The 24,176-nt window shown below is 54.0% G+C and carries 22 protein-coding genes; 8 read left to right on the top strand and 14 right to left on the bottom strand.

Annotated features, from left to right (window positions below; translation table 11 throughout):
* The first annotated feature begins 4 nt into the window (after positions 1-4).
* The 4 genes from P2R09_RS18090 to P2R09_RS18075 all read left to right on the top strand — a co-directional run bounded on the left by P2R09_RS18090 (position 5) and on the right by P2R09_RS18075 (position 2,342).
* Positions 5-706 (top strand): hypothetical protein, encoded by a 702-nt coding sequence (locus tag P2R09_RS18090; protein ID WP_039658871.1) that lies wholly within the window; start codon positions 5-7, stop codon positions 704-706.
* On the top strand, positions 703-1,128 hold the full coding sequence (locus P2R09_RS18085; RefSeq protein WP_078804791.1) for a hypothetical protein: 426 nt from the start codon (positions 703-705) through the stop codon (positions 1,126-1,128). The genes P2R09_RS18090 and P2R09_RS18085 overlap by 4 nt, the downstream gene beginning before the upstream one ends.
* 18 nt (positions 1,129-1,146) lie before the next feature.
* A complete protein-coding gene (locus P2R09_RS18080; RefSeq protein WP_275771748.1) occupies positions 1,147-1,449 on the top strand; it encodes a contact-dependent growth inhibition system immunity protein in 303 nt (100 codons plus the stop codon).
* Between the two features lie 113 nt (positions 1,450-1,562).
* Entirely contained in the window at positions 1,563-2,342 is a 780-nt protein-coding gene (locus P2R09_RS18075) for a CDP-diacylglycerol diphosphatase (protein ID WP_275772127.1), read from the top strand.
* 422 nt (positions 2,343-2,764) lie between these two features.
* On the opposite strand, the gene P2R09_RS18070 is transcribed toward P2R09_RS18075, so the two are convergent.
* The 10 genes from P2R09_RS18070 to P2R09_RS18025 all read right to left on the bottom strand — a co-directional run bounded on the left by P2R09_RS18070 (position 2,765) and on the right by P2R09_RS18025 (position 14,514).
* Positions 2,765-3,625 (bottom strand): ketose-bisphosphate aldolase, encoded by an 861-nt coding sequence (locus tag P2R09_RS18070; RefSeq protein ID WP_275771745.1) that lies wholly within the window; start codon positions 3,623-3,625, stop codon positions 2,765-2,767.
* Between the two features lie 5 nt (positions 3,626-3,630).
* Entirely contained in the window at positions 3,631-5,055 is a 1,425-nt protein-coding gene (locus P2R09_RS18065; RefSeq protein ID WP_275771743.1) for a fructose-specific PTS transporter subunit EIIC, read from the bottom strand.
* 108 nt (positions 5,056-5,163) lie between these two features.
* Entirely contained in the window at positions 5,164-5,637 is a 474-nt protein-coding gene (locus P2R09_RS18060; RefSeq protein ID WP_008925510.1) for a PTS sugar transporter subunit IIA, read from the bottom strand.
* A gap of 15 nt (positions 5,638-5,652) precedes the next feature.
* Positions 5,653-7,131 (bottom strand): transcription antiterminator, encoded by a 1,479-nt coding sequence (locus P2R09_RS18055; RefSeq protein WP_275772125.1) that lies wholly within the window; start codon positions 7,129-7,131, stop codon positions 5,653-5,655.
* Positions 7,132-7,445: 314 nt separating this feature from the next.
* On the bottom strand, positions 7,446-8,837 hold the full coding sequence (uhpT, locus tag P2R09_RS18050; RefSeq protein WP_275771741.1) for a hexose-6-phosphate:phosphate antiporter: 1,392 nt from the start codon (positions 8,835-8,837) through the stop codon (positions 7,446-7,448).
* 152 nt (positions 8,838-8,989) lie between these two features.
* Positions 8,990-10,318 (bottom strand): MFS transporter, encoded by a 1,329-nt coding sequence (locus tag P2R09_RS18045; protein ID WP_275771739.1) that lies wholly within the window; start codon positions 10,316-10,318, stop codon positions 8,990-8,992.
* Positions 10,319-10,327: 9 nt separating this feature from the next.
* Positions 10,328-11,827: a signal transduction histidine-protein kinase/phosphatase UhpB gene (uhpB, locus tag P2R09_RS18040; protein ID WP_110411676.1), complete on the bottom strand. Its 1,500-nt coding sequence runs from the start codon at positions 11,825-11,827 to the stop codon at positions 10,328-10,330.
* Entirely contained in the window at positions 11,824-12,417 is a 594-nt protein-coding gene (gene uhpA, locus P2R09_RS18035) for a transcriptional regulator UhpA (protein WP_110411675.1), read from the bottom strand. The genes uhpB and uhpA overlap by 4 nt, the downstream gene beginning before the upstream one ends.
* Positions 12,418-12,660: 243 nt before the next feature.
* Positions 12,661-13,626, bottom strand: coding sequence for a hypothetical protein (locus tag P2R09_RS18030; RefSeq protein ID WP_275771735.1), 966 nt, complete (start codon positions 13,624-13,626; stop codon positions 12,661-12,663).
* 219 nt (positions 13,627-13,845) lie between these two features.
* On the bottom strand, positions 13,846-14,514 hold the full coding sequence (locus P2R09_RS18025) for a YecA family protein (RefSeq protein WP_275771733.1): 669 nt from the start codon (positions 14,512-14,514) through the stop codon (positions 13,846-13,848).
* A 241-nt stretch (positions 14,515-14,755) separates the two neighbouring features.
* Between P2R09_RS18025 and P2R09_RS18020 the strand changes: the two genes are divergently transcribed.
* Together P2R09_RS18020 and P2R09_RS18015 are read left to right on the top strand one after the other, a co-directional pair.
* Positions 14,756-16,009, top strand: a complete 1,254-nt coding sequence (locus tag P2R09_RS18020) for a serine hydrolase domain-containing protein (protein ID WP_033743105.1) — start codon at positions 14,756-14,758, stop codon at positions 16,007-16,009.
* 126 nt (positions 16,010-16,135) lie between these two features.
* Positions 16,136-16,651 (top strand): RcnB family protein, encoded by a 516-nt coding sequence (locus tag P2R09_RS18015; protein ID WP_008925514.1) that lies wholly within the window; start codon positions 16,136-16,138, stop codon positions 16,649-16,651.
* A 181-nt stretch (positions 16,652-16,832) separates the two neighbouring features.
* On the opposite strand, the gene P2R09_RS18010 is transcribed toward P2R09_RS18015, so the two are convergent.
* Positions 16,833-18,293: a PLP-dependent aminotransferase family protein gene (locus tag P2R09_RS18010; protein ID WP_275771730.1), complete on the bottom strand. Its 1,461-nt coding sequence runs from the start codon at positions 18,291-18,293 to the stop codon at positions 16,833-16,835.
* 100 nt (positions 18,294-18,393) lie between these two features.
* On the opposite strand from P2R09_RS18010, the gene P2R09_RS18005 reads away from it, so the two are divergent.
* On the top strand, positions 18,394-19,107 hold the full coding sequence (locus tag P2R09_RS18005) for a GNAT family protein (RefSeq protein ID WP_008925516.1): 714 nt from the start codon (positions 18,394-18,396) through the stop codon (positions 19,105-19,107).
* Positions 19,108-19,195: 88 nt separating this feature from the next.
* On the opposite strand, the gene opgB is transcribed toward P2R09_RS18005, so the two are convergent.
* Complete coding sequence (gene opgB, locus P2R09_RS18000) at positions 19,196-21,487, bottom strand: phosphatidylglycerol--membrane-oligosaccharide glycerophosphotransferase (protein WP_008925517.1); 2,292 nt, start codon at positions 21,485-21,487, stop codon at positions 19,196-19,198.
* Positions 21,488-21,708: 221 nt separating this feature from the next.
* The gene (locus P2R09_RS17995; protein ID WP_105099532.1) at positions 21,709-22,098 is read right to left on the bottom strand and encodes a tautomerase family protein; all 390 of its coding nucleotides are present in this window, start codon (positions 22,096-22,098) and stop codon (positions 21,709-21,711) included.
* A gap of 102 nt (positions 22,099-22,200) precedes the next feature.
* On the opposite strand from P2R09_RS17995, the gene P2R09_RS17990 reads away from it, so the two are divergent.
* Positions 22,201-23,118: a LysR family transcriptional regulator gene (locus P2R09_RS17990; protein WP_275771725.1), complete on the top strand. Its 918-nt coding sequence runs from the start codon at positions 22,201-22,203 to the stop codon at positions 23,116-23,118.
* On the opposite strand, the gene P2R09_RS17985 is transcribed toward P2R09_RS17990, so the two are convergent.
* A complete protein-coding gene (locus P2R09_RS17985; protein WP_275771723.1) occupies positions 23,095-24,108 on the bottom strand; it encodes a capsular polysaccharide synthesis protein in 1,014 nt (337 codons plus the stop codon). The genes P2R09_RS17990 and P2R09_RS17985 overlap by 24 nt on opposite strands.
* Positions 24,109-24,176 lie beyond the last annotated feature (68 nt).

Raw genomic sequence — 24,176 nt, 5'->3', positions numbered from 1 at the left:
AAGTATGAGCACCCGAAGAGAAATTAAGGATGGGGCATCCTTTGACGTACTCGACAGAGGCATAGTTTACACCGAGGTGTTGGGCTGGATTGATATGGGCCATGCCCGTGGCAATGACGTGGCTGCGTTGAGGCGTCAGTTCGCTGAAGGTGAGCGTAGCAGCAAGCCATCTTATCCAGTCATGTACCGGCAGGATATGGGCGTTTTTAAGTTCAAATCGCGGTTTGGCGTCGGGAAGTTTTCTCACTGGGAAATCAAGCGAGGCCGGGACACCGATGAGATTAACAGAATCATGCTGGCGATGATGATGAACACCGCATCCAGATTCGAAAGCCTGCAAAGTCTACGTTCATTCTCATGGTATACAGACAGCGGTTTCAGTGGTGAGGATTTGGTTTCCGATCTGTTTGGTTTTTATCGGGCTATCATACCGGGTCGATATGGCTATCGTCTCAAGCCAGTCAGCTATGATTCAGCTGTTCGGCGCTGGGACTACTATGGGGCTATCGGTTCCCATAAAAATCATGGATTCCGACCGATTCTTTTTCCCGACCCGGATGATAAATGCCTGCGACATCAGCCGTATAAAGTATATCTTCCGCATTTTATGACCTGGCTCAGGCCGTGGAACGATTTCACATCTGGAATTGTTAAGGTCGTTACCAATGATGGGACATCACTCTCATTCATGGGGACGAAGCAATGAAAAACCTGTTTAAGTGGTCCGCGCTTATGGTTGCTACCGTGCTTATTTGTGGCGGTCTGTTTGTCTGGTTTGTTGCAGCGTGCTCAAATGAGGCGACTGTTTACACACAACACGATTTTTTTAAATATCATACACTGACAGACTCAGATATCGAAAAAGCACCACGTATAACGGACGAGTTCTATTTCGAGTCGCACCCTGGTGACGGTTATTCTCCTACAAATAGCATCGTATTTAAAGGAGCTGCAGATACTGCATCGCTGCGCGCTTATCTCGAAAAGCTGGGATACGCGAAGCAAAAGCGCAGTCTGGGTGAGAAGGAAATATGGGCAAGGCCTGAACAGTTGGATGGGGATCAGTTCTATCTATACTTTAATCCCATAACCCGTGAGGTTGAGCTGACCAAGGTTCTGAATAATTGAGTCGCCGAGGTTACGACTTTGAAAAACATTAACATAGCCGGACTGGATAGCCTTATCGCCATCTATTTTGGACAGGATTATGACCTGTTCGGTCGTGGTGAAAGTGTAGATGCTCAAATCAACGCATGGATTGCAGATTCTACTCCCGCCTCCCGGCATGGCTTGATAGGTGATATTGAACAATTTATGAGGGAGACTGACAATCTGGAGCAGGATTTCGAAAGCTGCTATGGCGCGGAATTTTCTACAGATTTATGGGAAACGACGCCTGCAGAATTCCTGAAGCTTTTGAAGCAAAAGGTTAGTGCATCTCTTGCTTAAGGCTGAATGCTGATTTGCCATTCGGATAAAAAGCGCCCCCACTATAAACCCTTGCTAATGAGGTTATACCTGCATTGAGTCGCCTGACCGGACTGAATCCACTAAACGGGAAAATGCTATGGCGATGTCGGTCTCTGCCGCTGGTTATCGCGCTGCTGCTGACAGGATGCGCCCGCTCTGACGCACTGTGGACGGTCACGCATGATCTCTGCATGAATAACTATCATTACCGTCGCGATCCGGCTCCGTGCCAGCAAGTCTATCAGCCGCAGGACAGCACACAGGGCTACAGCATCATCCAGAATCCTCGCCATAAGCTGCACTTTATTCTGGTGCCGACAATGGCGATGTCCGGCATTGAGAGCATTGCGCTGACGCGGCCCGGACGTCCCGATTATTTCGGTTACGCCTGGTTAATGCGTTATCGTCTGATGGCGGCCTATGGGGCTGAAGTGCCGGAGGATTGGCTCGGCATGGCGCTAAACTCTGCTTATGGCCGCAGCCAGAATCAACTGCATATTCATCTGACCTGCCTGCGGGAGGATGTCTATCGCCAGCTTCAGGCCGAGCGCCCCTATATTGGTAATGACTGGCGACCCTTGCCCGACCGTTTGCTGAACCACACCTACTATGCCCGTCGCGTTATACAGCCCACGGCGATGGGGATCTATCCTGTCTCCTCCGTGGCACGCCATTTCCATCTGTCGCCGCCACAGCTGGCGGAGTCTGGCGTGGCGCTTATTCCCACGACATTCTCGGGAGAAAAAGGGTTTATCTTACTAACCACCCGGCGCGGCTGGGATAAGGGCAATCGGGCGTCTGTTGAGTCGCTACTGGATAAACGTTGCGAGATTCTTTCAACGCCGCCGGCTGACGTTTCAGCTGCAGAATAACCAAAGCAAATCACCCTGAACCTTGACCGACCAAGCCACTCTGATGCAATCAGACGCTCTGATAGCACAGATCCGGCTGACGAGGACTATCGCCCGCACAGAAACGTAGGGATCATGCCGCTATAAAAAATGTCGTTATGTCTTCTAAGGCGAGCAGGGATTTAAATTAAAAGATGACGAGGATGTGACGGAGGAGGGCAATCTGCTCAGTAGTGAGAGTTAAGTAACGCCATAGATTTTGCATTGACGCTTGCTCAGCGTTTCACTGGTAATATAAGGCGCCATCAATATCCAGACTGACCATATCTATTACCGTTCGGGGCTGAACAGATCGCTGATTGTATTAATGCCTGTAAAGAGACACCGAATCCTCAGTGTCTCTTTGAATCGCAGCCGGGTTACAGTAACGATTGGCACTTCCCTTACCGATACAGCCCCGCTTTCCCCACCGAACTAAACAGCGCCATCTTCGCTGCGACCACTTCACTTGCCGCCTGCATCGGTTTAACGAAGAGTGAATTAGGCTCGTGTCCGCCCTGTTTCAGCTCCTGATCCAGCGCCACAAAAAAAGCCTTCTTCATGTCGCTGGAGATATTAATCTTGCCGACGCCATAACGAATCGACTCCGCGACCTCACAGTCTTTGTTACCCGAACCGCCATGCAGCACCAGCGGAATATCCACCACCTTACGAATCTGCTGCAAACGCTCGATATCCAGCTTCGGCTGCTTCCCTTTGGGATAGAGGCCATGCGAGGTGCCGATGGCGACCGCCAGCGTATCGGTGCCGGTTTCGCGTACAAAGGTCTCGGCCTGCTGCGGATCGGTATAGAGAATCTCGTTGCTGCCGCCTTCGCCGCTGCCTTCCGCCACACCGATGGTGCCCAGCTCCGCTTCCACGGAGACATTAATCGTGTGCGCTATCTCGACAATCTTCTTCGTCAGCGCAATATTCTGCTCGAAAGGATGAGACGAGGCGTCAATCATCACCGAGGTAAAACCGGCGTAGATCGCTTTCATCACCTCTTCCAGCGAACGGCCATGGTCCAGATGGATTACCACTGGCACACGCGCCTGAATCGCCAGCGTCCGCAGATAGCCGATAAATTCCGGGCCGGTAAACGCCATCTCTTCAGGATGGATCTCCAGAATCAGCGGTGAATCCAGTCGCTCCGCAGTCTCAACCGCCACGCGTCCAAACTCGGCGCTGGCGATGTTGAACGCGCCCACACCAAACTGATGACGCTGGGCAACGCTGAGCAGGTCTTTCATGTTGTAAAGCATAGGTTTTATCCTTGTTTTGCAGGAACGGAGAGATCTTTTTTCAGGAACATCAGGATCAGTGCGGTCAGTAAACTGCCTGCGGCAATCGCAAACAGATAACCCATGACATTGCTGATCACGTTAGGAATGAAGATGACGAAAATGCCGCCGTGCGGGGCGCGGGAAGCACAGCCCAGCATCATCGACAGGGCGCCCGCTAAGCCGGAACCCGCCACAATGGCCGGGATGACGCGCAGTGGATCGGCGACCGCATAGGGAATCGCGCCTTCGGTAATAAACGACAGGCCGAGGATATAAGTGACTTTGCCGGTCTCACGCTCCTGCTCTGTGAATTTGCGGCGGAAGAGGGTAGTTGCCAGCGCGATGCCCAGCGGCGGCACCATGCCCGCCGCCATACAGGCGGCAATCGGTCCATAGATGCCGCTCGACATCAGGCCAATCGCAAACATACAGACGGTTTTATTCAGTGGGCCGCCCATATCGAAGGCCACCATCATGCCGAACAGCAGGCCGAGGAGGGCGGCGTTAGCGTTACCCAGAGAACTCAGGAAGGCGGTCAGCCAGCCGAGCAGCATTTTAATCGGTTCACCAATCAACAGCGCCATCAGTGCACCGGTCAGCAGCACACTCAGCAGCGGCACAATCAAAATGGGTTTCAGGCCGGCGACCGCTTTAGGCAGATGAATATGGTTATTGATCAACAGCGTGATGTATCCTGCCAGGAACCCCGCAGTCAGTGCCCCGAGGAAGCCGGAGCCGGTGTGGATCGCCATCATCCCGCCCACTGCACCCGCCACGATGCCTGCTTTGCCGCTGATAGACTGGCTGATGCCCAGTGCCAGAATCGGCAGCATCAGGGCAAAGGCCGAACCGCCGCCAATATCAGAGAGCATCTTCGCTATCGGGCTGAAATTCGCGTCCCCTGGTGTGGCCGCAGTAATCCCGAACGAAAAGCTCAGGGCGATCAGAATGCCGCCCGCCACCACAAATGGGATCATCAGGTTCACACCGGTGATGAGGTGCACATAAATCTCAGACATCCAGGAGCGGGAACCTGATGTTTCACGGGCACTGTTAGCCGGTTCAGACGCATTCGTCTGCGATGCAGAATCCACCAGTCGGGGAGCCAGCTCACCATTCACGATGGCGTTTAACAGGCCTTCGGCATCTTTTGCGGCTCGGGTAACGGGCACCTCAATCACGTTTTTGTGCTGGAAGCGCGTCATCTCTACTTTCTTATCCGCGGCAATTAACACCACGTCGGCCCGATGAATATCGTCTTCGCTGAAAATATATTCGCTTTCAATCGCCCCCTGGGTTTCAACTAATACATTCAGGCCCAGTTTTTTAGCCGCTTTTTTCAAATTACTTTCGGCCAGGTAGGTGTGGGCTACACCTGTAGGACAGGCGGTAATGGCAATAATGTTCATAAACGTTCTCCAGTGAAAATTTTATATTTATGTTTTTCGGTCTGAAGGAATGGCTACAACCTGGAATACCTCCTTAAGCTTTTTATCTCATTACATTCTCTGATTTATTCAGGATCCCGAGCGGGACAACAGTAAATGAAACATCTCTTCTCGATGCGGGACAGTCAGTAACTGTTCGACGACATCTTCATCGCCCAGCGCAATGGATATTCTGGCGAGCATTTTGATATGACCGACATCTTTATCAGACTCTTTTACCGCGAAAAGAATCACTAAACGAACACTGGTGCCGTCAATGGTTTCCCATGGAATATCGCGGCGTAAACGGCCCACGGCAATCCGGGTTTTTGCGACGGCAGCGGATTTACCGTGCGGAATCGCAATATGGTTTTCAAATCCGGTAGAGCCTAATTCTTCACGCAGATAAACATCCTTCAGAAATGCTGCTTTATCGGTGACCGCGCCGGTCTGGCAGAGCAGGTCAGTCAACTGAGAAATAATCTGCTCTTTTGTCTGGCAATCGACATCGAGAATAATGCACTCTTCTTTCAGAACTTCATTAATCGCCACGGCTGTTGTCATATTACTTCTCCATTATTAATTAATTGAATTCGATACCAGACATTCTGTGACTCTTGTGATATCTTTCGCCGAAAACAGCGCTGAAACATAAACCACCGGTTTTTCCAGCGGCTCCAGCCGGATGGTGGATATCACCACATCACACTCATGGCGTTTCAGGGAGTCCGCGATATTTTTCCCAGGCACGATGTCGATGATCTTCCAGTCGGGAAAGGCGCGGATAATCCGCCCGTAAAGCAGCTGCGACGTGCCCAGACCGCTGGAGCAGACCAGCAGTACCCGTTTTACTTTGATGCTGTTTTCAATGGCCGCCTGGATATGCACCGTCAGGTACGCCACCTCATCGTCACTGATCGCATCCAGGCTGTACTCCTGCGTCAGCTGGTTGATCACCGCTTTGACGGCGGCAAAAACCGTTCCCAGCTCGGTCTGGATATCATGCAGCAGCGGATTTTTAATCCGGATGTGATATCTCAGACGGTTCAGCATCGGCTTGATATGCGAGGACAAGGACGCCTGCAGGTTCTGGTCGGTCGTGATTTCAATGTTGATGCGCTGCGCCACCCGGCTAATCAACTCCTGCGCAAAGCGGGTTTCACGTTCTGAAATTAGCGACTCATCCTGCAATGGCACCTCACCGCCCGCTTTACCGGAGGAGACAAGATATTGATAGATAGAGTGAGACTCTTCAGCCACCAGCACCGTATTACAGGCGGTCTCGATGCGCTCTACCACCGCCAGCGAAACCTGCCAGGCGTGATGATCGCTGACCCGGCTCATGGTCACAGCGCGCGCGTCGGTCCTGTGCGTCGGCGAGTGACTGCGGTGAATCAGCACCAGAATGTGGGTAAACAAATTAATGTAGTAAGGATCGCTAATCGTATAGTGCAGTTGCTGTTCAATAAAATTGATGAGTTGCAGGGTAAAATGGACAGCCTGCTGACCAAATTTTTCTGAAAGCTCCTGCAGTGTGCTTTCATCCAGGCGGCTTTCCATCATGTCCTGACGGTTATAAATCGATTTTAATACCAGCGCTTTCATCGCCATGCGAATATTCTGGTCACTGCCTTTAATACTGGTGCCGACGCGGCTTTTCAATAACGTTAAATTAAACTGATGCAACCAGACTTCCAGTGTTTTTAAATCATTCACTATCGACGCACGGCTGATAAAATATTTATCCGCGAGCTCGCTAATGGATGAACTTTTTGGTGAAAGCATTAATAAATCCGATGCTATTTTTAGCATTCTGAAGTTGCTGCTGAAATCATCTATCTCGGTTGAAAAAATCCGGCGCGCAGCTATTTCTGCCTGGGCATCAGAGAATTTAATTGTGATCCCTCTCCCACTTTTTCCGCTGATATTGATCCCCAAGTCAGCCAGTTTTTCATTAATGTCAGCGATGTCGCGGCGTAAGGTTCGGCTGGTGATGGCTGTTTTTTCAGAAATAAATTGCAGGCTCACGTAACTGTTATGAGAAATAAGCTGTCGCATAATCGTCAGTTGCCGCTCAGTCAGCGCCTTCATCATCATCAGGTTCCGCTTAATTTTTTATTCGAGGTGTCAGTTATCATCTAAACAAAGGCCCTCAGCCATGTAAATATTAAAACATGGCCACAACCTGGTGGTCAGACTGACCACCTGACAGGGAATTTTCGAAATAATCGGGGACGAGGTGAAAGAATATGTGAAAGGGGATGGGAGGGTTTCCGGGCTGACTGGCAGTGATCAGATTGGTGGGGCTACATCAATTGCTGAGGGCAGAACCTGGCGGGAAAGCCCGGCTTACGCCGGGCCAAGTTTTTTCTTTACACCATCTTCAGACGCTGTAGTCGTTTCTCGCGGCGAATCTTGCGTTCTTCCATCACTGCAACCAACGCCATCAGGCAGATACAGGCGATAGCGGCAGCATCCAGTGCGGCAAAGGTACCCGCCCAGCCGGTCAGGCCAAATATTGGTGTGCCGTCGGCAATCATGCCCAGGCCCAGTTTGGCAAAACTGTCACCAATCAGGTAAGCGAAAGTGCCTTTGATCCCATCCGCTGCGCCAATCGCTTTTTTCGGCACAAAGCCGACCGCGGCAACGCCGATTAACAACTGTGGGCCAAAGACCAGAAAGCCCAGTGCGAACAGCGAGGCCAGATAGACATACTGGTTGCTGGCATGCTGATAGATCCCGAGCGTGGCGATAATCAACGCCAGTGCGACGCAGGCCACCAGCGCACGACGGCCATTGGCCAGATCGGATAGCCAGCCCCACATCAGCGTACCCACCAGTGCACCCACTTCAAACAGGGTAAAGCCCTGAATCGCCACCTCTTTAGAGAGCTTCAGCTCCTGGAAGGCGTAAACCGTTGACCACTGATCGATCCCGATGCGCACCACATAGAGGAAGATGTTTGCGAAGCAGAGCAGCCAGATCACCTTGTTCTTCAGTACGTACTCGACAAAGATCTGCCATTTGGTCATCGACTCATCTTCAGCTTCTTTATCCTCATCGCTTAGCTCTTCGTCAAACAGCTCTTCGGCCTTGCCCAGGCCATAAGACTCCGGGGAATCGCTGCCGTAGCACAGGCCGATAAAACCAACAATCAGCGCGATAATAGACGGGAAGATAAACATCCCAATCACATGGCCGTTGAACAGCACATTGGCACCAAACAGCGCCACGCCTGCCGCACCGGCACCGCCGAGGTTGTGGGAGATATTCCACATCCCCAGATAGGTGCCACGCTTGCGGCGCGGCGTCCACTTCGTGATGGTGGAGTAGCTACAGGAGCCGCCGGTACTCTGGAAGAATCCGCTTAAAGCATAAAAGGTGATCATCAGGAACAGGCTGACGGAACCTGTGCCCATGCTGGCGCTGAAACCCAGCATACAGATGGCCGAAAGAATCAGCATAAACGGCAGGAACTGCTTGGTGTTTTTGCCGTCAGCATAATAAGAGACCAGGGTTTTCCCGACGCCATAGGTGATGGAGAAACCCAGACCGATCATCCCCAGCTGCGTCATGCTCAGTCCGTAGGTGGTGATCATATCGTTCTGCGCGATATTGAAGTTTTTGCGGATTAGATACATGGTCAGGTAGCCGATAAAGACCACCAGATAGGACTGCATAAACGGCTTGAACCACATCTTGCGCCGCAGTTCGATTGGCAGATCCAGCGTTGGTCTGCGCACCTGTTTGAGGAATGCCAGCATGTAAGGGGATTCTCCTGGTTGGAATAGCTGCAATGGGCAGCTAATGGCTGGCATTGTAAAAACTTGCCGCCAGACAGGCCTGAGACAGCATCCAGGCGAAACCAGGAAAATTTCTTAGTTTTGCCCCACCTTGGGCAAAAAGGAGAGGCGTATCACGCTTCAGGCAGGGATCTCGGCGCCTGAGCATTTAAAAACGGCAACAGCAGCAGGGCGGATATCCCCGCCGCCGTGGCAATCACCGCAAAGAAGCCGCTCCAGTGCCAGACGTCGATTACCCACGCCAGCGGCCAGCCGGAGAGTGACGCGCCGAGATAGGCGAAAAGACCGACGAAGCCGGTTGCCGCGCCCGCCGCCTCTTTATGCGAACACTCGGCAGCCGCCATGCCGATCAGCATCTGCGGGCCGAAGACAAAGAAACCGGTAGTAAAAAAGCAGGCGGCCTGCATCACGTAACTGGTAAAGGGCATCAGCCACAGTGAGCCGACGGAAAGCAAAATCCCGGCTGCAAAAATCAGGTTCATGGGGCCACGGTTGCCATTAAACAGCTTGTCCGAGCCCCATCCCGCGACCAGCGCGCCTATCACACCGCCCAGCTCAAACAGGGTGACTACCGAGTTGGCCGTCACCAGATCCACCCCCAGCGTGTCGGAGATGTAAAGATTCCCCCAGTCATTGAGCGCGGCGCGAACCACATAGACCAGCACGTAACACAATGACAGCAGCCAGATATAGGGATTGAAAAGCACGTAGCGGGTCAGGATCGCTTTGCGACTCAGACCTGCGCCTTCCTGCTGCTGCGCCATCTCCATCTCATCCTGTCGCCAGTCGCCTACAGTGGGCAGGCCGACAGTCTGAGGCCGGTCGCGCAGACGCCAGAAGAGAAACAGTCCGGCGAGTATCGCTAAACTGCCCGCAATCATCATCCCGGTTCGCCAGCCATAGTGCAATGCCACCGCGCCGATAACGATCGGGATAACCGCACCGCCAACGTTGTGCGCGGTGTTCCATAATGCCCACCAGCCGCCGCGCTCGTTACGCGAATACCAGTTGGTCAGCAGGCGCGCGCAGACCGGCGCGCCCCAGCCCTGGAAAAAGGCGTTGATGGTCCACAGCAGCGCAAAAGCCCATAGCGAGGTGGAGAAGCCAAACAGGATATTGACCACGCCGGTAGCGATCAGCCCCAGTCCCATAAAATAGCGGGCATTGGAGCGGTCACTGACGATACCGGAGAAGAACTTCGACAGGCCATAAGTGATGTAAAACAGCGTCGCCAGCAGGCCGATATCGGTTCGCATCATCACACCGCTGGCGATCACTTCAGGTGCTGCCGCGTTGAAGCTTTTGCGGGTAAAGTAGAACAGGGCATAGCCGATCCAGATGGTTGACATGATGTGCCGTCGCCAGTAGCGATAGCGGCTATCAATCTCACCTTTGTCCTGCAGCGGGGCGGCGTTAGGGGGCGTTTTCAGGAAGTTAAACACGGTGATTCCTCAGGCCGAACGCAGCGGCAGATGCACGCTGACGCGGGTTCCATGGGTGCAGGAGATCGTCAGGGAGCCGCCCAGCGCACTCACGCGTTCGCGCATCCCGACCAGACCAAAGCTTTGCTGACCGGAACCTGGCGGCAGACCGCAGCCATCATCTTCAATCACCAGCAAAACGCGACCATCCTGTTGCCAGCCTTTCAGCATCACGGCGCTGGCGCTGGCGTGTTTTACAATGTTGTTCAGCCCCTCCTGACAGACGCGAAACAGCGTGACGCGCTGCGCTTCGCTCAGCAGCGTCTCATCAATACGCCACTCAAGGTGACTGACGATGCCGCAATCCTCCAGCTCCATCTCACGCATCAGGGAGCGGACTGCCTGTTCAAGTGACAGGTCATCTAACTGGCGGGGTCGCAGACGTCCCAGCAGTCGCCGCACTGAATCGTAGACACCGAGTGAGAGCTGCTCAATATGGACGCCGCTCTGGATCACCCGGCCATTATCCGGCGCAAGGCGCTGCACAATGCCCGCCTGGGTGCGGATTGCCGTAATCGTCTGACCGATATCATCGTGCAGTTCGCGCGCCACCTCCTGGCGTACGTTCTCTTCTGTTTCGACCAGCCGTTCCGCCAGCAGCCGGTTGCGCGCCAGCTCGCTCTGCAGCGACTGATTCAACTCGCGCAGCCGCTGGATACCCGCACCCAGCAGCAGTCCGGTCAGACTTTGGGCCAGTAGTGAGAGGAGAAGATCGACCGGATGATCGTGCCAGGTCTGGCTGGCGATCAGCGCGATTGCATTCATCAGCGTCGCGATCAGCGCACCCTGCCAGCCGTAGTGCCAGGCCAGAGCAATAATCGGCAGTGCCAGACAGAATGGCGTAAAGCGCGACAGTTCAGCGGGCAGGCCAAGCTGCAACCAGAGACTGATGACAAACAGCAGCAGATACCAGATAAGATGCCGGGCGCGCCAGTTGACCGGGTGTGAGACCAGCGACGGCCCCAGCGGCTGCCAGCGGGTGCTGGTGAGATAGTGCCAGATGACCAGGCAGGTCGGGGCCAGCGTCAGACCACCGGTGAGCGTCAGTAGCAGGGCGTTCAGCATCTCCTGCTGTCCCGCCCACGCCAGAGATTGCAGCAGCGCCGCGGCGATCAGTGCCGCACCCTGGCTCAGCAGCGTGCGCCAGTCACGCTGATGGCGGTAATGGGAGATCAGCGCCACTGGCAGCAGCGTCAGTACACTGCCCGCCATTAACAGCGGCAGATGCGCCAGCGCGACCACCTTCGCCAGCCAGACCAGCATGATCCACTCAGCTGCCAGCAGCACCGGCCAGTAAGCGCGTGGACATTGCAGCATCAGCCCCAGACGCAGGCCAAACGGGAATAGCAGCACCGCCAGTTCCGGGCGTTCCACCAGATGCAGGCTGATACTCCACAGGCAGAACCAGGCCGCCGAAAAGATAAAAAAGCTGGCGACAACGGAGATCAGCCGCGAAACAAAAGGACTCATTGCCAGCCATCAAACATGCGGCGCGCCAGCTCCACATCATTGCTGACGCCGAGCTTCTCCATCAGATTCGCGCGATGGACATGTACGGTTTTCGGTGACAGCGCCAGCTCAACGGCAATTTCCTTAACCGCCATGCCCTGTGAGAGTTTTTCCGCCACCTGACGTTCACGTCGGGTAAGCGGGTCCTGCCGACCGGTGGCCAGCTTGATCGCAATCTCTGGCGTCAGATAACAGCCGCCTGTGGAGACCGTGCGCACCGCCGCGATCAGCTCATCGGGACGACAGCGTTTGGAAAGAAAGCCACGCGCACCGGCATTCAGCGCCTGCTCCACCAGTGCCGGGCTGTCATGGACAGAGAGCATGATAGTGGCTATTCCCGTGGGCAACAGGCTCAGCAGCTCCAGTCCGGAAAGGTCCGGCATTGAGATATCGCAGATGCAGACCTGCACGCTCCTGCCGGGCAGACCCGCCAGCGCCTCACGGCCGGAACCAAATTCCGCCACCACCTGGAAATCAGATTCCAGGCTCAGCAGCTGGGCAAAGCCGGAGCGGACGATGAGGTGATCGTCAATCAGCGCGATGGTGATCATGGTTATTCCTGACGGGTAAAATCGCGCTTACCTTAGCGATAAGCGTGAAGCTGTTCAAGTCGTGAGCAGTTTAATGGGAGAAGAGGGGACCCGCGATTAAAGGGCTCACTAACACGTTCAACCGCTCCGGCACCCCTGTAGCAGCTACCAAATGACTTCGGATTAAGTAAATGTCGGGTTTTGATGTGTCAGTTGTAACTTTTTAGCAGATGTGAAAAAAATTATTTCTACCATCTCAATATCTTAATGCTTAAACCAAGGACCGCGTCTTTGGATATCTATCGGGAACAGTTTGAAGGAGTCGTTGTTCTCATGGTCTTTCATACATTTTAATTCGTAAAATCCCCAATGATCGGCATTAGAGAAATAGACTGTATACTTATCACTGTTAAATCCGAAATAGCGTTGATTAGCACTTTTTATTTTTAAATTCCCGCACATAACTTCATTACGCCACTCGAATTTGGTTGCATGATCCAGAATAGATGCAAGTATATTACCCCCCCACTGAGGCATCGCAACCATTATTAGCGAGGCGGCAAGCAATAAACCGAGTAAAGTAGCTGTTTGATATCCTTTAGTCTTATCGGTTTGAGTAATAAATATCATATAGCTTATGGGCTGAAGTAACAACAACAGAGCCATAACTGAAAAAACAAACTTCCAGCAAAATTCTGTATAGGGAACAGAAGAAATGGTCAATGCACTCATTTGAGTAAAATAGCTTGATGCGAGGGCATTTGTAAATATGAAAAATATTGGTAGCAAAAACCACAGCCCTAGTCGAATCTTACGAACGTGAAGGTTGCCACTTTTTTCTAAGTCATAAAAAGTCAGGATGCTAGCGACGATAGTTAATAAGATAAATGCTAGTAATAGATAACGGCCCAATACCAGAAAGCCGAGAGAAAGCACCATATAGGAAAACAACAAGGCCAGCCAGGAGAGCATGGAGAATGTACCCGCTACTTTTTTTAGTGTGCGGCCTTCATATTGAAATATAAAGAAACGAAGTATGGAAAGCGCCCGATGAGGCAGAAAGATGACAGATGAGATTATAACTGTCACGCTGATTGCTCCCGTGATTTCTCTGAGCGCCTTACTGATATCCAATGAGCCTATGACAGCTGAAAAAATAAAAGTAAGTAACAAAATTAGATCTAATCTGTTTTCCTTACTGATATTTTTTATTTTTTTCAAAATTGTCATACTACATCCTTGATACGTTGTTGGTTGAATATAAAAATAAAGCGAATGGAAAATAAGCTAAGCGCTTGTAATAGTAATGACCTGACGTGAATAGCAAAAAGATAACATTCAATTTTTCTTAAATTCAGATTGGAGAATGCTAAGGTTTTTTGAGCGTCATATACTAAAACTAAGTAGCATTTTTGAATAAAGGGCTACTTAACGTAGCCCTTTTAATGATCAATGCAGACAGCACTGTTTATATTTTTTGCCGCTGCCGCACGGGCAGGGATCGTTGCGGCCAGGCAGCTTCTCTGCCGCGACCGGTTTCTGAGGCACGGGAATCGCTTCCGGCTGAGAGATCCAGTGATCGTGCAGCGCCAGGGCGGCAGGGCGGATCGCCTCAATGCTGGCTTCCATTTCGTCTGGCGTCAGGGCGTCGATCTTGTCGAGGTTCTCTTCCACACCGTGCAGAGCGATAGCGTCCAGCGCAGGCTGCAGATCCGCAGGCAGGGCAGACCAGTCGGTCAGCGCGACACCGCGCATGTAGCCGAAGCACCACTCTTCCACCACGGTAAATTCCAGACCTTCCATCTCGCGGATGCCAAACAGCGGTTCAAACTGCTCCGGGAACTCAGATAAGCGGTCAGCCACATCATTCATATGCTGGAAGCACAGCGACATAAAGCGCGTCATTTCACGCTCGTTGCTCCATTTTGGAATCTGCTTCTCGCCACCCCAAAGAGCCACCAGCCACTGGCTGGGTTCAACGGTAGTGGGGCCGGAGAGAACGGCAGTCAGCAGACCATCCAGCTCGGAGACATCAATAATCGACGCTTCGCTGCCATATTTTTCCAGCATATCTTCCAGCCATTGCAGCTCTTTCTCGGACAGTGGGCCTTCTTTCATGCGGTTGCCTCCCGGGCATGTGAAAATTTCAGCGCGGCGTTGAGCCTTAAAACCGCAGCAGTGTACACCCTTGTGGGCGTTCAACACAGCTAACCCTGTCCGGCGCTGGCATGGGGTTAAACCGCGTTTAACACCATTTTGACCCCATTATGCAGGCGATAGCCTGCTGCACTTTGTGGTACATTTTTGCGCTACAGAGAGGCTGCTGCGTAGTAAATAAAATTAACCTGATGATTATTAAATGAAAAATGGATTTTCCGGCAGCCAGGCTTTAGCTGTATATCTCGCACCACTGGCCGAGAGCAGCCACGGGATCGGCAGAGTCATAATGCGATTTATGCCCGTCATGATCTTCCTGCTGGCGGGCTGCGGAACCCTGTCGCAAACCTCCGCGCCGGTGGGCGACCGTGTTTATTTGACCCACGCCACCTTTAAAGAAAATGTCGATGACATCGTGCATCACTACATGCAGCAGAAGCAGGTTCCCGGCATCAGCATCGCCGTTATTCATCACGGCGGCCCGACGCGCTATTACCCGTTTGGCGTCACTGACAAGGTGCATCGCTATCCTGTCACGCCCGATACCCTGTTTGCGCTGGGATCGCTGAGTAAAGGCGTGACGGCTGAAGTGATTATCCAGCTGGTTGAACAGGGTAAGCTGCGCTGGAGTGATACGCTGGCCGACCTGCTACCGAAAGAGGTTCATCTTAGTCCTGATGCGCAGCGCATCACCCTACTGCAACTGGTAACCCACACCTCAGGCCTGCCGCGTCAGGATATGGACCTGCCGATGCTGTTGCAATTCGTTCGTTATCTTGGCACTGGCGAGAATTTCTATGGCAATCTCGACAGTGACAGGCTGCTGACTTATCTGGCGGACTTCTCTGCACCTGCGGTACGCATGCCACACTACTCCAATCTCGGCTATGCGCTGCTCGGTTTTATCATACGCACCCGTTTTCATCAGGAGATTCAGACGCTGGCATCACAGCTTATCTTTACCCCGTTAAAGATGACTCAAAGCAGTTTTGTCCCGGAAACGCTGCCAGGCTATCCGCTGCGTGCGCTGGGCCATGCAGGCGATCAGCCAAAATTTATCCGCCGCGGCTCGCTGACGCCCGACTGGCATTTTCGCGGCAACATGGTGGCGGCGGCCAGTCTCTACAGTAATGCGCGTGACCTGAGTGCTTATTTGCGCGCACATCTTGATGCCACCGATGATACGGCGCAGGATCGGGCGTTTAGGGCGGTGAACCGCGCATGGTATCAGCAGGGTACGCAGGCGCAGAACATCGCCTGGGTTACCGACACGATTGAAGGTCAGCAGATCACCTATCAGGTGGGGTATATCGGCGGTTACGCCAGTTTTATCGGCTATGATAAACGTAACGGCAATGCGATCGTGGTGTTGCAGAACGGCTTTAACTGGAGCAACTATTTAGGCATTGCGTTGTTGGTCGATTTGGCAACTCAGGATAAAGTGGTCGAACAGTGATCCGTTACCTGAGCTGTGCACAGTAAAGTGAATCGCGCTGTGTTGCCTTACACATAGCATTAGCGTACCGGAACTGAAGTGCGATAAATTTTAGCCTGACTGTCAAAATTCAACGTGGAAATCATTATGCGCAGGACTCAACGTGTACTTTTATCAATGGGATTACTGGTTGGCTCACTGAGCCTGATCCCCGCTGTACAGGCTGCTGGCGAAGCAACGGATAGCGTTCCGCCACCACCGCAGATTCAGCCTGCAAACCCGGGTGCCCAGCCCGCTACGCCTGATACGGGCAGCGCTCAGCCAGACACCGGTGCCGCGCAAAACCAGCCGCAGACCAGCTCACAATCTAATGATGGCATTACGCCGACGACGCCGACTTCTCCGGCACCGTCCAACGGCGCACGCCCTAATTACGAACTCAGCACCATCATCATCGACTACAAAGAGTACAAAATCGGTGACATCGTGCCAGAGAAGTACACCGATAAAACGTACACCATCACCGAGTGGCAAAAGCGTAATCTGCCCGCCCCGCAGGCAAATACCCACTGGGCCTATATCAACGCCAACTACATTCTTATTACCAATGACACCGGCAAAATCGTCATGGGTAAATCAGGCGATATCTTCTTCCGCGGTTAACCTATGCGGTTAAAAAATCAGCCGGTCAGTCAGACCGGCTTTTTTTGCTGAAACGTCTGTCCGCAATGCCTGCCACCCTCGCGGGCTCTCTGCCAGGAGCAATGCTCTGCATCAACCTCCGGGCTGCACCAGAATCCCGCGACCACCGCACACTTTCTGTCATGACCTGACGCCTGACGCCTCACCGGGCAGGTTCATGAGGCCAGCCCAGTAACCGACTTAGCTGACGCATCGCTGACGTAATTTGTGTGTCGCTACAGTTACCGTATCCAATAACCAGACCCTGCTGCGCCGGTTCGGTCAGATAGAAGGTCGAGAGGGCTGTGGGTGCGTAGCCAGCCTGAAGCAGTTTGCGGGCAATGGCGACGTCATCCTGATGCGCATCGAGCGGCAGCACCAGATGCATCCCGCTGTTACCGCCCAGCAACGGCATTGCCTGACCCGCCGCGCGCTGCAGTTCGGTTCGCAGTAATCCCTGTCGCTGACGATAGAGACGACGCATTTTGCCCAGATGGCGGCGATACTCACCATTGAGAATAAAACGGGTCAGCGCCTGCTGCGCCAGACGATGACCACCACGCAGGATCTGATGAAGCGCCGGTCGCAGGCGGCTGACCAGCGGCGCGGGCAGCACCATAAATCCGATACGTAGCGCAGGAAACAGTGTCTTGCTGAATGAGCCGAGATAGATAACCGGCGCATTTTCGGTCATGCCCTGCATCGCCATGACAGGCTCGCCGTGGTAATGGAAGTCGCCATCGTAATCATCTTCAATAATCCAGGCTTGGTGCTGTCGGGCGGCGGCAATCAGCGCCAGACGCCGGGCCGCGCTCATCACCACGCCGGTAGGATACTGATGGGTTGGCGTCGTATAAATCAGGCGAGGTGGCGCCGCATTCCAGTGCTCCGGCTCGGGCGCCATTCCTTGTTCATCGGTGGGGATCGGGACAAGGTTAAGCTGCCCGGCCTGCAGAGCCGCTTTGGCATTGCGGTAGCCCGGCTCTTCAATCCAGCCCTGATCGCCCGGATTACTTAGCAGGGCGACACACAGCGCAAGCGCCTGCTGCACACCTTCAGTAATCACGATCTGTCCGGCATCACAACGTACACCGCGCGTGATACGTAACTGTTGCGCCAGCACGGAACGCAATTCTGCTTCGCCAAACGGATCGCCATAGCCGAGCAGATGCGGTGGCGTGTGGCTCATGACCTGACTCAGCGCCCGGCGCCATGCCGCCATCGGGAAATGGTTCAGGGCAGGTATGCCGGGACGCAGGGGCAATGAGCCGGTGTCGATCCACTGGCCTTGGTTAAGGGCATCAATCCGTTTTGCCAGCGGCCAGCTGGCTAACGTGTCGTCATCCGCCTGCCGGGCCGGCAAAGCCAGTGAGCTGATGCGGCTGCCTTGCCTATCGCTCATCAGATAGCCCTCTGCCTGCAGCTGTGTCCAGACGTTCAGCACGGTATTCCGCGAAACCTGCAGCTCATGTGCCAGCTGCCGTGTCGCCGGTAACACCGTGCCGGCAGCCAGCTGGCCTTGCAGAATGCCTTGTTTTATCCGCTGATAGAGTTGCTGCTGCAGCGTCATTCCGGCTGCGGATCGTAAGGGAGCCAGCAGTAATGGCGGGATCACCGATTTCATTGTCTCTTCTCGTGGATCTATCATTCTTCACGATAGTGGACCTTTTTAACCCACCAGGATAGTGGCAATCTGCGGCTATCATCTGCAGCCGGGAGGCGATATGTCACAACATCTGAATCAATACGGTCAGCCGGTCGGTCAGCCTTTACCAGACTGGCAAACCCGTCCATTACCGCAGCATCAGATTTTCACTGGCCAGGCGTGCCGGCTGGAGCCTTACAGCGTGGCACGGCATAGCGATGCCCTGTTTGAGGCGTGGTCGCTGGCGGAGGATGAGCGTGACTGGACTTATCTGTTTATGGGGCCGTTTAGTGACCGGCAGGCATTTCAGGATTATGCAATGCAACTGGAGGCCAGCCGCGACCCGCTGCATTTCGCTGTGATCGATCTCGCAACAGATCAGGCGGTGGGCACCCTGTCGTTAATGCGCATTCAGCCTGAACATGGCGTGATAGAGGTCGGACATGTCGCCTTTTCGCCCCGGCTGAAGCAAACCCGCATGGCAACGGAGGCGCACTTTTTGCTGATGCGCTACGCGTTTGAAACGCTGGGTTATCGCCGTTATGAATGGAAGTGCGACAGCTGTAATGCCCCTTCACGAAAAGCGGCGGCACGGCTTGGTTTCCGCTTCGAAGGCGAGTTCCGTCAGGCCATCGTCTATAAAGGGCGTTCGCGTGACACCCGCTGGTTCTCGATTATCGACAGCGAATGGCCACGGGTGAAAAAGGGGATGCAGCGCTGGCTGTCCGGGGATAACTTTACCGCCGACGGTCAGCAGCGCGAGAAGCTGGAAACGCTGCGCGACAGGCCCTGAGCGGGGAGCTGACCCGGTGAAGTCAGACAGGATTTGAGGTGATGGGCCTCTGCGGTAATCCGCAGAGGCGTGACCAGAAAAACGGGCGTTATGACTGTGGCACGATTTTAATTTCAACCATACCAATGCCTAATTTGCGCGGATCCTGACCGGTGATATTGCCGGTGTTACTCAGTTGCGGCTCCGGTGGTGCAATCACCAGACGATGGCTGGCCGTTGGGTTGTCAAAATGCAGGGTATGCGTCGAAACCTCTTCACCCAACGACAGCAACTGCTGCTGGTCGCCGACCCGAACCGGAATGGCGCGGTGTGCATTGGGGCCATACGCGCGCGCGGTGATCACCAGATCGAACTTTGCGGGCAGCGCATCGACATAGTCGATATGCACTTCTGGTGCGAGATTGGCGTTAGACCAGCGTCCCCAGATCTCTGGCCGTGAGATGCCGCTAAAGCTTTTAACACTTTCCGGTGCGCCAGGCACGTCGAGCCGGAAGCTGTCGGCGCTGTAGCGAATATTGTTATCTTCAATACGAAGCTGCGCCAGGTTCTGCTGGTAACGCGCATCGCTGACGGCGCCGTCCGGGAACTTCACGTTGCCTTTCCACTGCGCTTTATCGACGTGCGTCACCGACGGCGTGCCACCGAGCTGCCCCATCGCCACACAGAGATCGCCGGAGAGGGCCAGCGAAGGCTGCCAGAGCCGCGCCATTTTAAAACAGCGATCCACCCAGAGGAATTTATCAGCGGAGGTGAAATCGGCCAGCTGATAGCGCAGCGGAGCCGAATATTCTCCTTCCGGCATTGGCTCTACATGCTTGTCACTGATACGGAACAGAATCGGCAATTTAAAGGTGGTGCCTGAGAAGCTGAAGGTATTCTTCGCCTGATCCACCGTGAAGTTGTCTATCTTCTTCGGGAAGTTCCACAACTGGATGATGTCAGGTTTCCAGCTCGTCACCTTACTTTTCATATCGTCGAACTGGGTGGAGAGCGAAATCGAGGAGAGGCTGCTGCGGCCCAGACCAATCGCATTGTCACCACCGAGAATATCCAGCAGCGTGGCGCCATTATCCAGCGTGCTGCGCTTCGCTTCCATCAGCTCCGCCTGCGGTTTATCGCCGCGAATCACCATGAACAGATTGCGACGAGGCTGTTTAACCAGCCACGCATGCGCCGTGTTGTTCATCGCCAGATGATCGGAACTCACCACAATCACGGTATTTTTGAACCACGGTGATGCCTGTATGCGCGAAATCAGACGCGCAACATGCTCCTGCGAACAGGCGACTGCACTGAATGACTGGTTTGGTTTGCCCTCAATGCTGTAACTCCGGCGATCGCAGCTGCGCGAGATAAACCCGTCAGGATGATGGGTGTCGACGGTCAGGGTAAACAGCGCAAAGGGTTTACCGGCCTGTGAGAGTTCCTGATATTTCTCAAAGACTTCATCCAGCACGGTGTCGTCGTAATAACCCCAGTTATTGCGGTAGGTGGGATCGGCAACGCGGCTTTTCAGTTCCTGCGAACCATACAGGTTTTCGGGATCGAAACCGTGCGATTTCAGGAAGACGTCTTTACCGGCAAAGCGCAGATCGGCGCCCTGAATAAACCAGTTCTGGTAGCCGGAGTTTTTCAGGATGTCGCCCAGACAGACGTTCTGGGGATAGAAACTGGAGAGTGACGCCGACGCATTGCCGTCAAACGGGGCAAACAGCGGAATGCCACACTGTGAGGCAACCATGCCCGCGATAGTGTAATCGGTGCCAGGCAGCTGTTCGGTTTCGCTGAAGTCGATGCTCTGCTCTTTCTGCCGGCTTAGCTCCGGCGCTAAACCAGGAAAAGCGATGGGGTTAAAATAGGTGCGCTCTAAGCTTTCACCATAAATATAAACCACGTTGAGGTGCGGCTGCTCAATGCGATTACGCGGCACCCTGTAGAAGTTGTCGAAGTCAGAATCCGCCAGTTGGGTATGCGACACAATCAGCGTCGCGACCTGGCGAAAAGCCGGGGTGGTCTGCACTGAGCCGAGCGCGCAGACAGCCGCCAGCAGCGACCAGCCCATGTGATGGGGACGCTTACGCCGACGCAGAATCCACGACAGCAGGCAGAACAGCAGAAACAGTACGATGATCAGCCCAATCGCTGGCACCACATATTTACTGACGCCCGCGCCGGTCAGGCTATTGGTCAGGGTATACAGCACCGCATCGTTGATGCCGTCACCCGTAAAATAGTTGCTGGCATAAAGGGTGGCGTTCAGCACAACGAAAAGCACCAGCAGAATCAGAACAACAATAAACCAGAATTTGTTACGCCCGGCTTTACAGGAATAAATGGCAATAGCGGCCAGAAACAAGGCGACGGACACCAATTCGGACAATGGGAAATCCTCTTTTCAGGGTTACGCGAGGCTTCACGCAACCAGCCATCTTCGGGGGATGGTTTTTCGACAATCTATATTGGCTGTCATCCGGCTGCAACATATCCGGCCCGAATTGTGCGGTGGAGAGCAGATTGGTTAATTGTCATTCCAGAAGGGAGGTTATCAGGCGTGACGGTGGCTGGCGCGCACCGTCAGCAGAGCAGAGGTCAGGACGTTTTTCAGAGTTTGCCGGTGAGATATTGTGCTTCGCCGTCGGCAAAACTCCAGTCACCTTTGTCGTTGGTGATAAAGCTGATCATTAAATCGTTGCCCTGCACACCACAATGTTCGCGCAGCTCACGTGCCAGCTCCGCCATAAAATGCTGTTTCTGTTCGCTGCTGCGTGGGCTGGTATAGACCCGCACCATTACCAGATTATCGCTGCGTGTAAATCCCAGTCCGGTATCCTGAAACACCATCTGATAGCGCTTGTTTTCCTGAACAATCTGGTAGCGATCGCGTTCAGGCACGTTAAAGGCCGTAAGCACAGCGCGGTGCGCTGCATCCAGCAGTGTACGCAGTTCGGATTCTGAACGACCCTGAATAACATCAAATTGCAGCAGTGGCATAGCGAATTCCTCATCATGATTAATAACGCTATGGTGACCGCTTTATCCGGCGGGAAAAAGCGCGTAGCCTGAAATGATTATTCACTATAGTGAACAATCACAATGAAAGAGATGAAAACGGATGCGCTGTGGGATCATCTGCACTGGCTAACCGTACTGGCAGAGCAGGGCAGTTTTACCCGCGCGGCAGAGCGGCTCGACGTCAGCAAAGCGGCGATGAGTCAGAAAATCAAAGAGCTGGAAGAGATGGCTGGTGTGTTGCTGGTACAGCGCACTACGCGCAGTGTGCGACTGACGTCAGCAGGCGAGAAGCTGGTGGAGGAGCTCCGCGAACCGTTTTCCCGCATCGAGCAGAGTTTTTTCAGCGTGCGGGATACCGCCGGACCTGTGCGGGGTCTGGTGCGGATGACCGCGCCAGTGGCGTTTGCCCGTCAGCAACTGGTGCCAATCATTGGCGAGTTTCTGCGTGACTATCCGCAGGTGCGTCTGCAGCTGGATGTGACCGACCGCATCGTGTCACTGAGCAGCGAGGGCTTTGATCTGGCGATTCGACACAGTGACACGCTACCGGAAACCCATGTCGCGTTGCCGCTATGCGATACCCGGACGTTGCTGGTGGCCTCACCCGCCTATCTCAGCCTGCAGGGTGTACCGCAGTCGCCACAGGATCTGGAGCAGCACAACTGTCTTTACTACCCACGTGGCATCGAATCACCGCGCTGGCGGTTTGAGACGGCAACGGATAGCGAACAGGTGCAGGTGCGGATTCAGGGCAGCTTTGCCACCAACAACAGCGAGTCGATACGCGATGCCGCGCTACAGGGACTGGGGATTGCGATGCTGCCCGATTTCAGCGCCCGTGAGGCGCTGGCAGCCGGTACATTGCGGCAGGTGCTGCCGGAGTGGCAGCCTGTTGAGGCCTTTGCCGCCCGCCTGTGGATCGTCCGGCCCTGGGCGGCGCAGGTACCCCGCGCGGTCACCACGTTCACGCAGTGGCTACGCGCGCGCTTTGACCGCTGAGGGCAATGCCAGCGCAGGCGGTGTGGTCTGCATCATCTCGCCAATCAGGCTGCTGCGGTTATACAAACCAAGCCGCAGATTGAAGTCGAGATGCAGTCGCTCGTTGCCGGTTAATTTGATAATCGGCGGTGGCGTCTGTGGCCGCTGATGAAACATCACGGACTGCGCAAAGGCGCTGCTGCTGTCGGCATGTAAACGCTGATAGAACCAGGCGCTGGCTTCGCCTTTACGCAGATAGAGATTGGCCCGCCGGTATTCACGCATCGCAACCTGCTGTGCCAGCGACAGGAGCTGGCGCGATGGATTATCAATATTCTGCACAATCAGCGGAAAATCATCGCGCTTCTTCAGTTCATGGAAATAGTTGCGGATACCAACGTTTTTAACCGGTGCCAGCTGTTTCAGCCATTCGCGAATAAACGGGTTTTGCGGTGGCGCGGCCAGAAACCAGCTCTCAGTAACCGGCGCCAGCAGGTTCATCGTTGACTGCTCGCGGTAGTAACCGATGAGATCCATTGGCCGTGCCTCGTGCGCGCGATGCACCCAGGCGAGGTTCTCAAACAGCAGGGTGCTGCAGTCGATGCCGATGCCGCCATAACGGTGAATCAGCTCAAGCCGGATAATTTCACTTTTATGGGCCAGCGTCAGATCCGAAGAGATAAAGCTGAGTTCGGGCAGCCACTGCGACAGCGTGCGCTGTGTAATCAGATGCACCTGGTGATCGGGATTATCCCGCCGGATTTTACTGATGTTCAGCGCCATTGAGGTGGGCAGGTAATCGTTATGCCAGACCATCCAGACAATTTTTGGAATCTCCGGCAGATCTTTCTGCTGCGAGACCAAAACGACATTATCTTCCTGTCCCGGATCATATTCCGGTGCCTGACAGAGTCTCTGCTGTTTCTTATTCCATAACATCTGGCTACTGAACGATATTCTTTTCCAGTTACGCCAGATTTTATGCGCTGGACGTTGGCGATGTGAAGTCATGGTGCACCTGTTATTTTTATTTTCCCGTCATAGTACAGGCTCTGCCCGTTCCGCGTGGGGCGGGAACG

The organism is Pantoea sp. Cr_R13, assembly GCF_029222565.1.
GTDB lineage: Bacteria > Pseudomonadota > Gammaproteobacteria > Enterobacterales > Enterobacteriaceae > Pantoea > Pantoea eucalypti.
The sequence above is the reverse complement of the archived record's forward strand: the minus strand, read 5'-3'. Positions and strand labels throughout refer to the sequence as shown.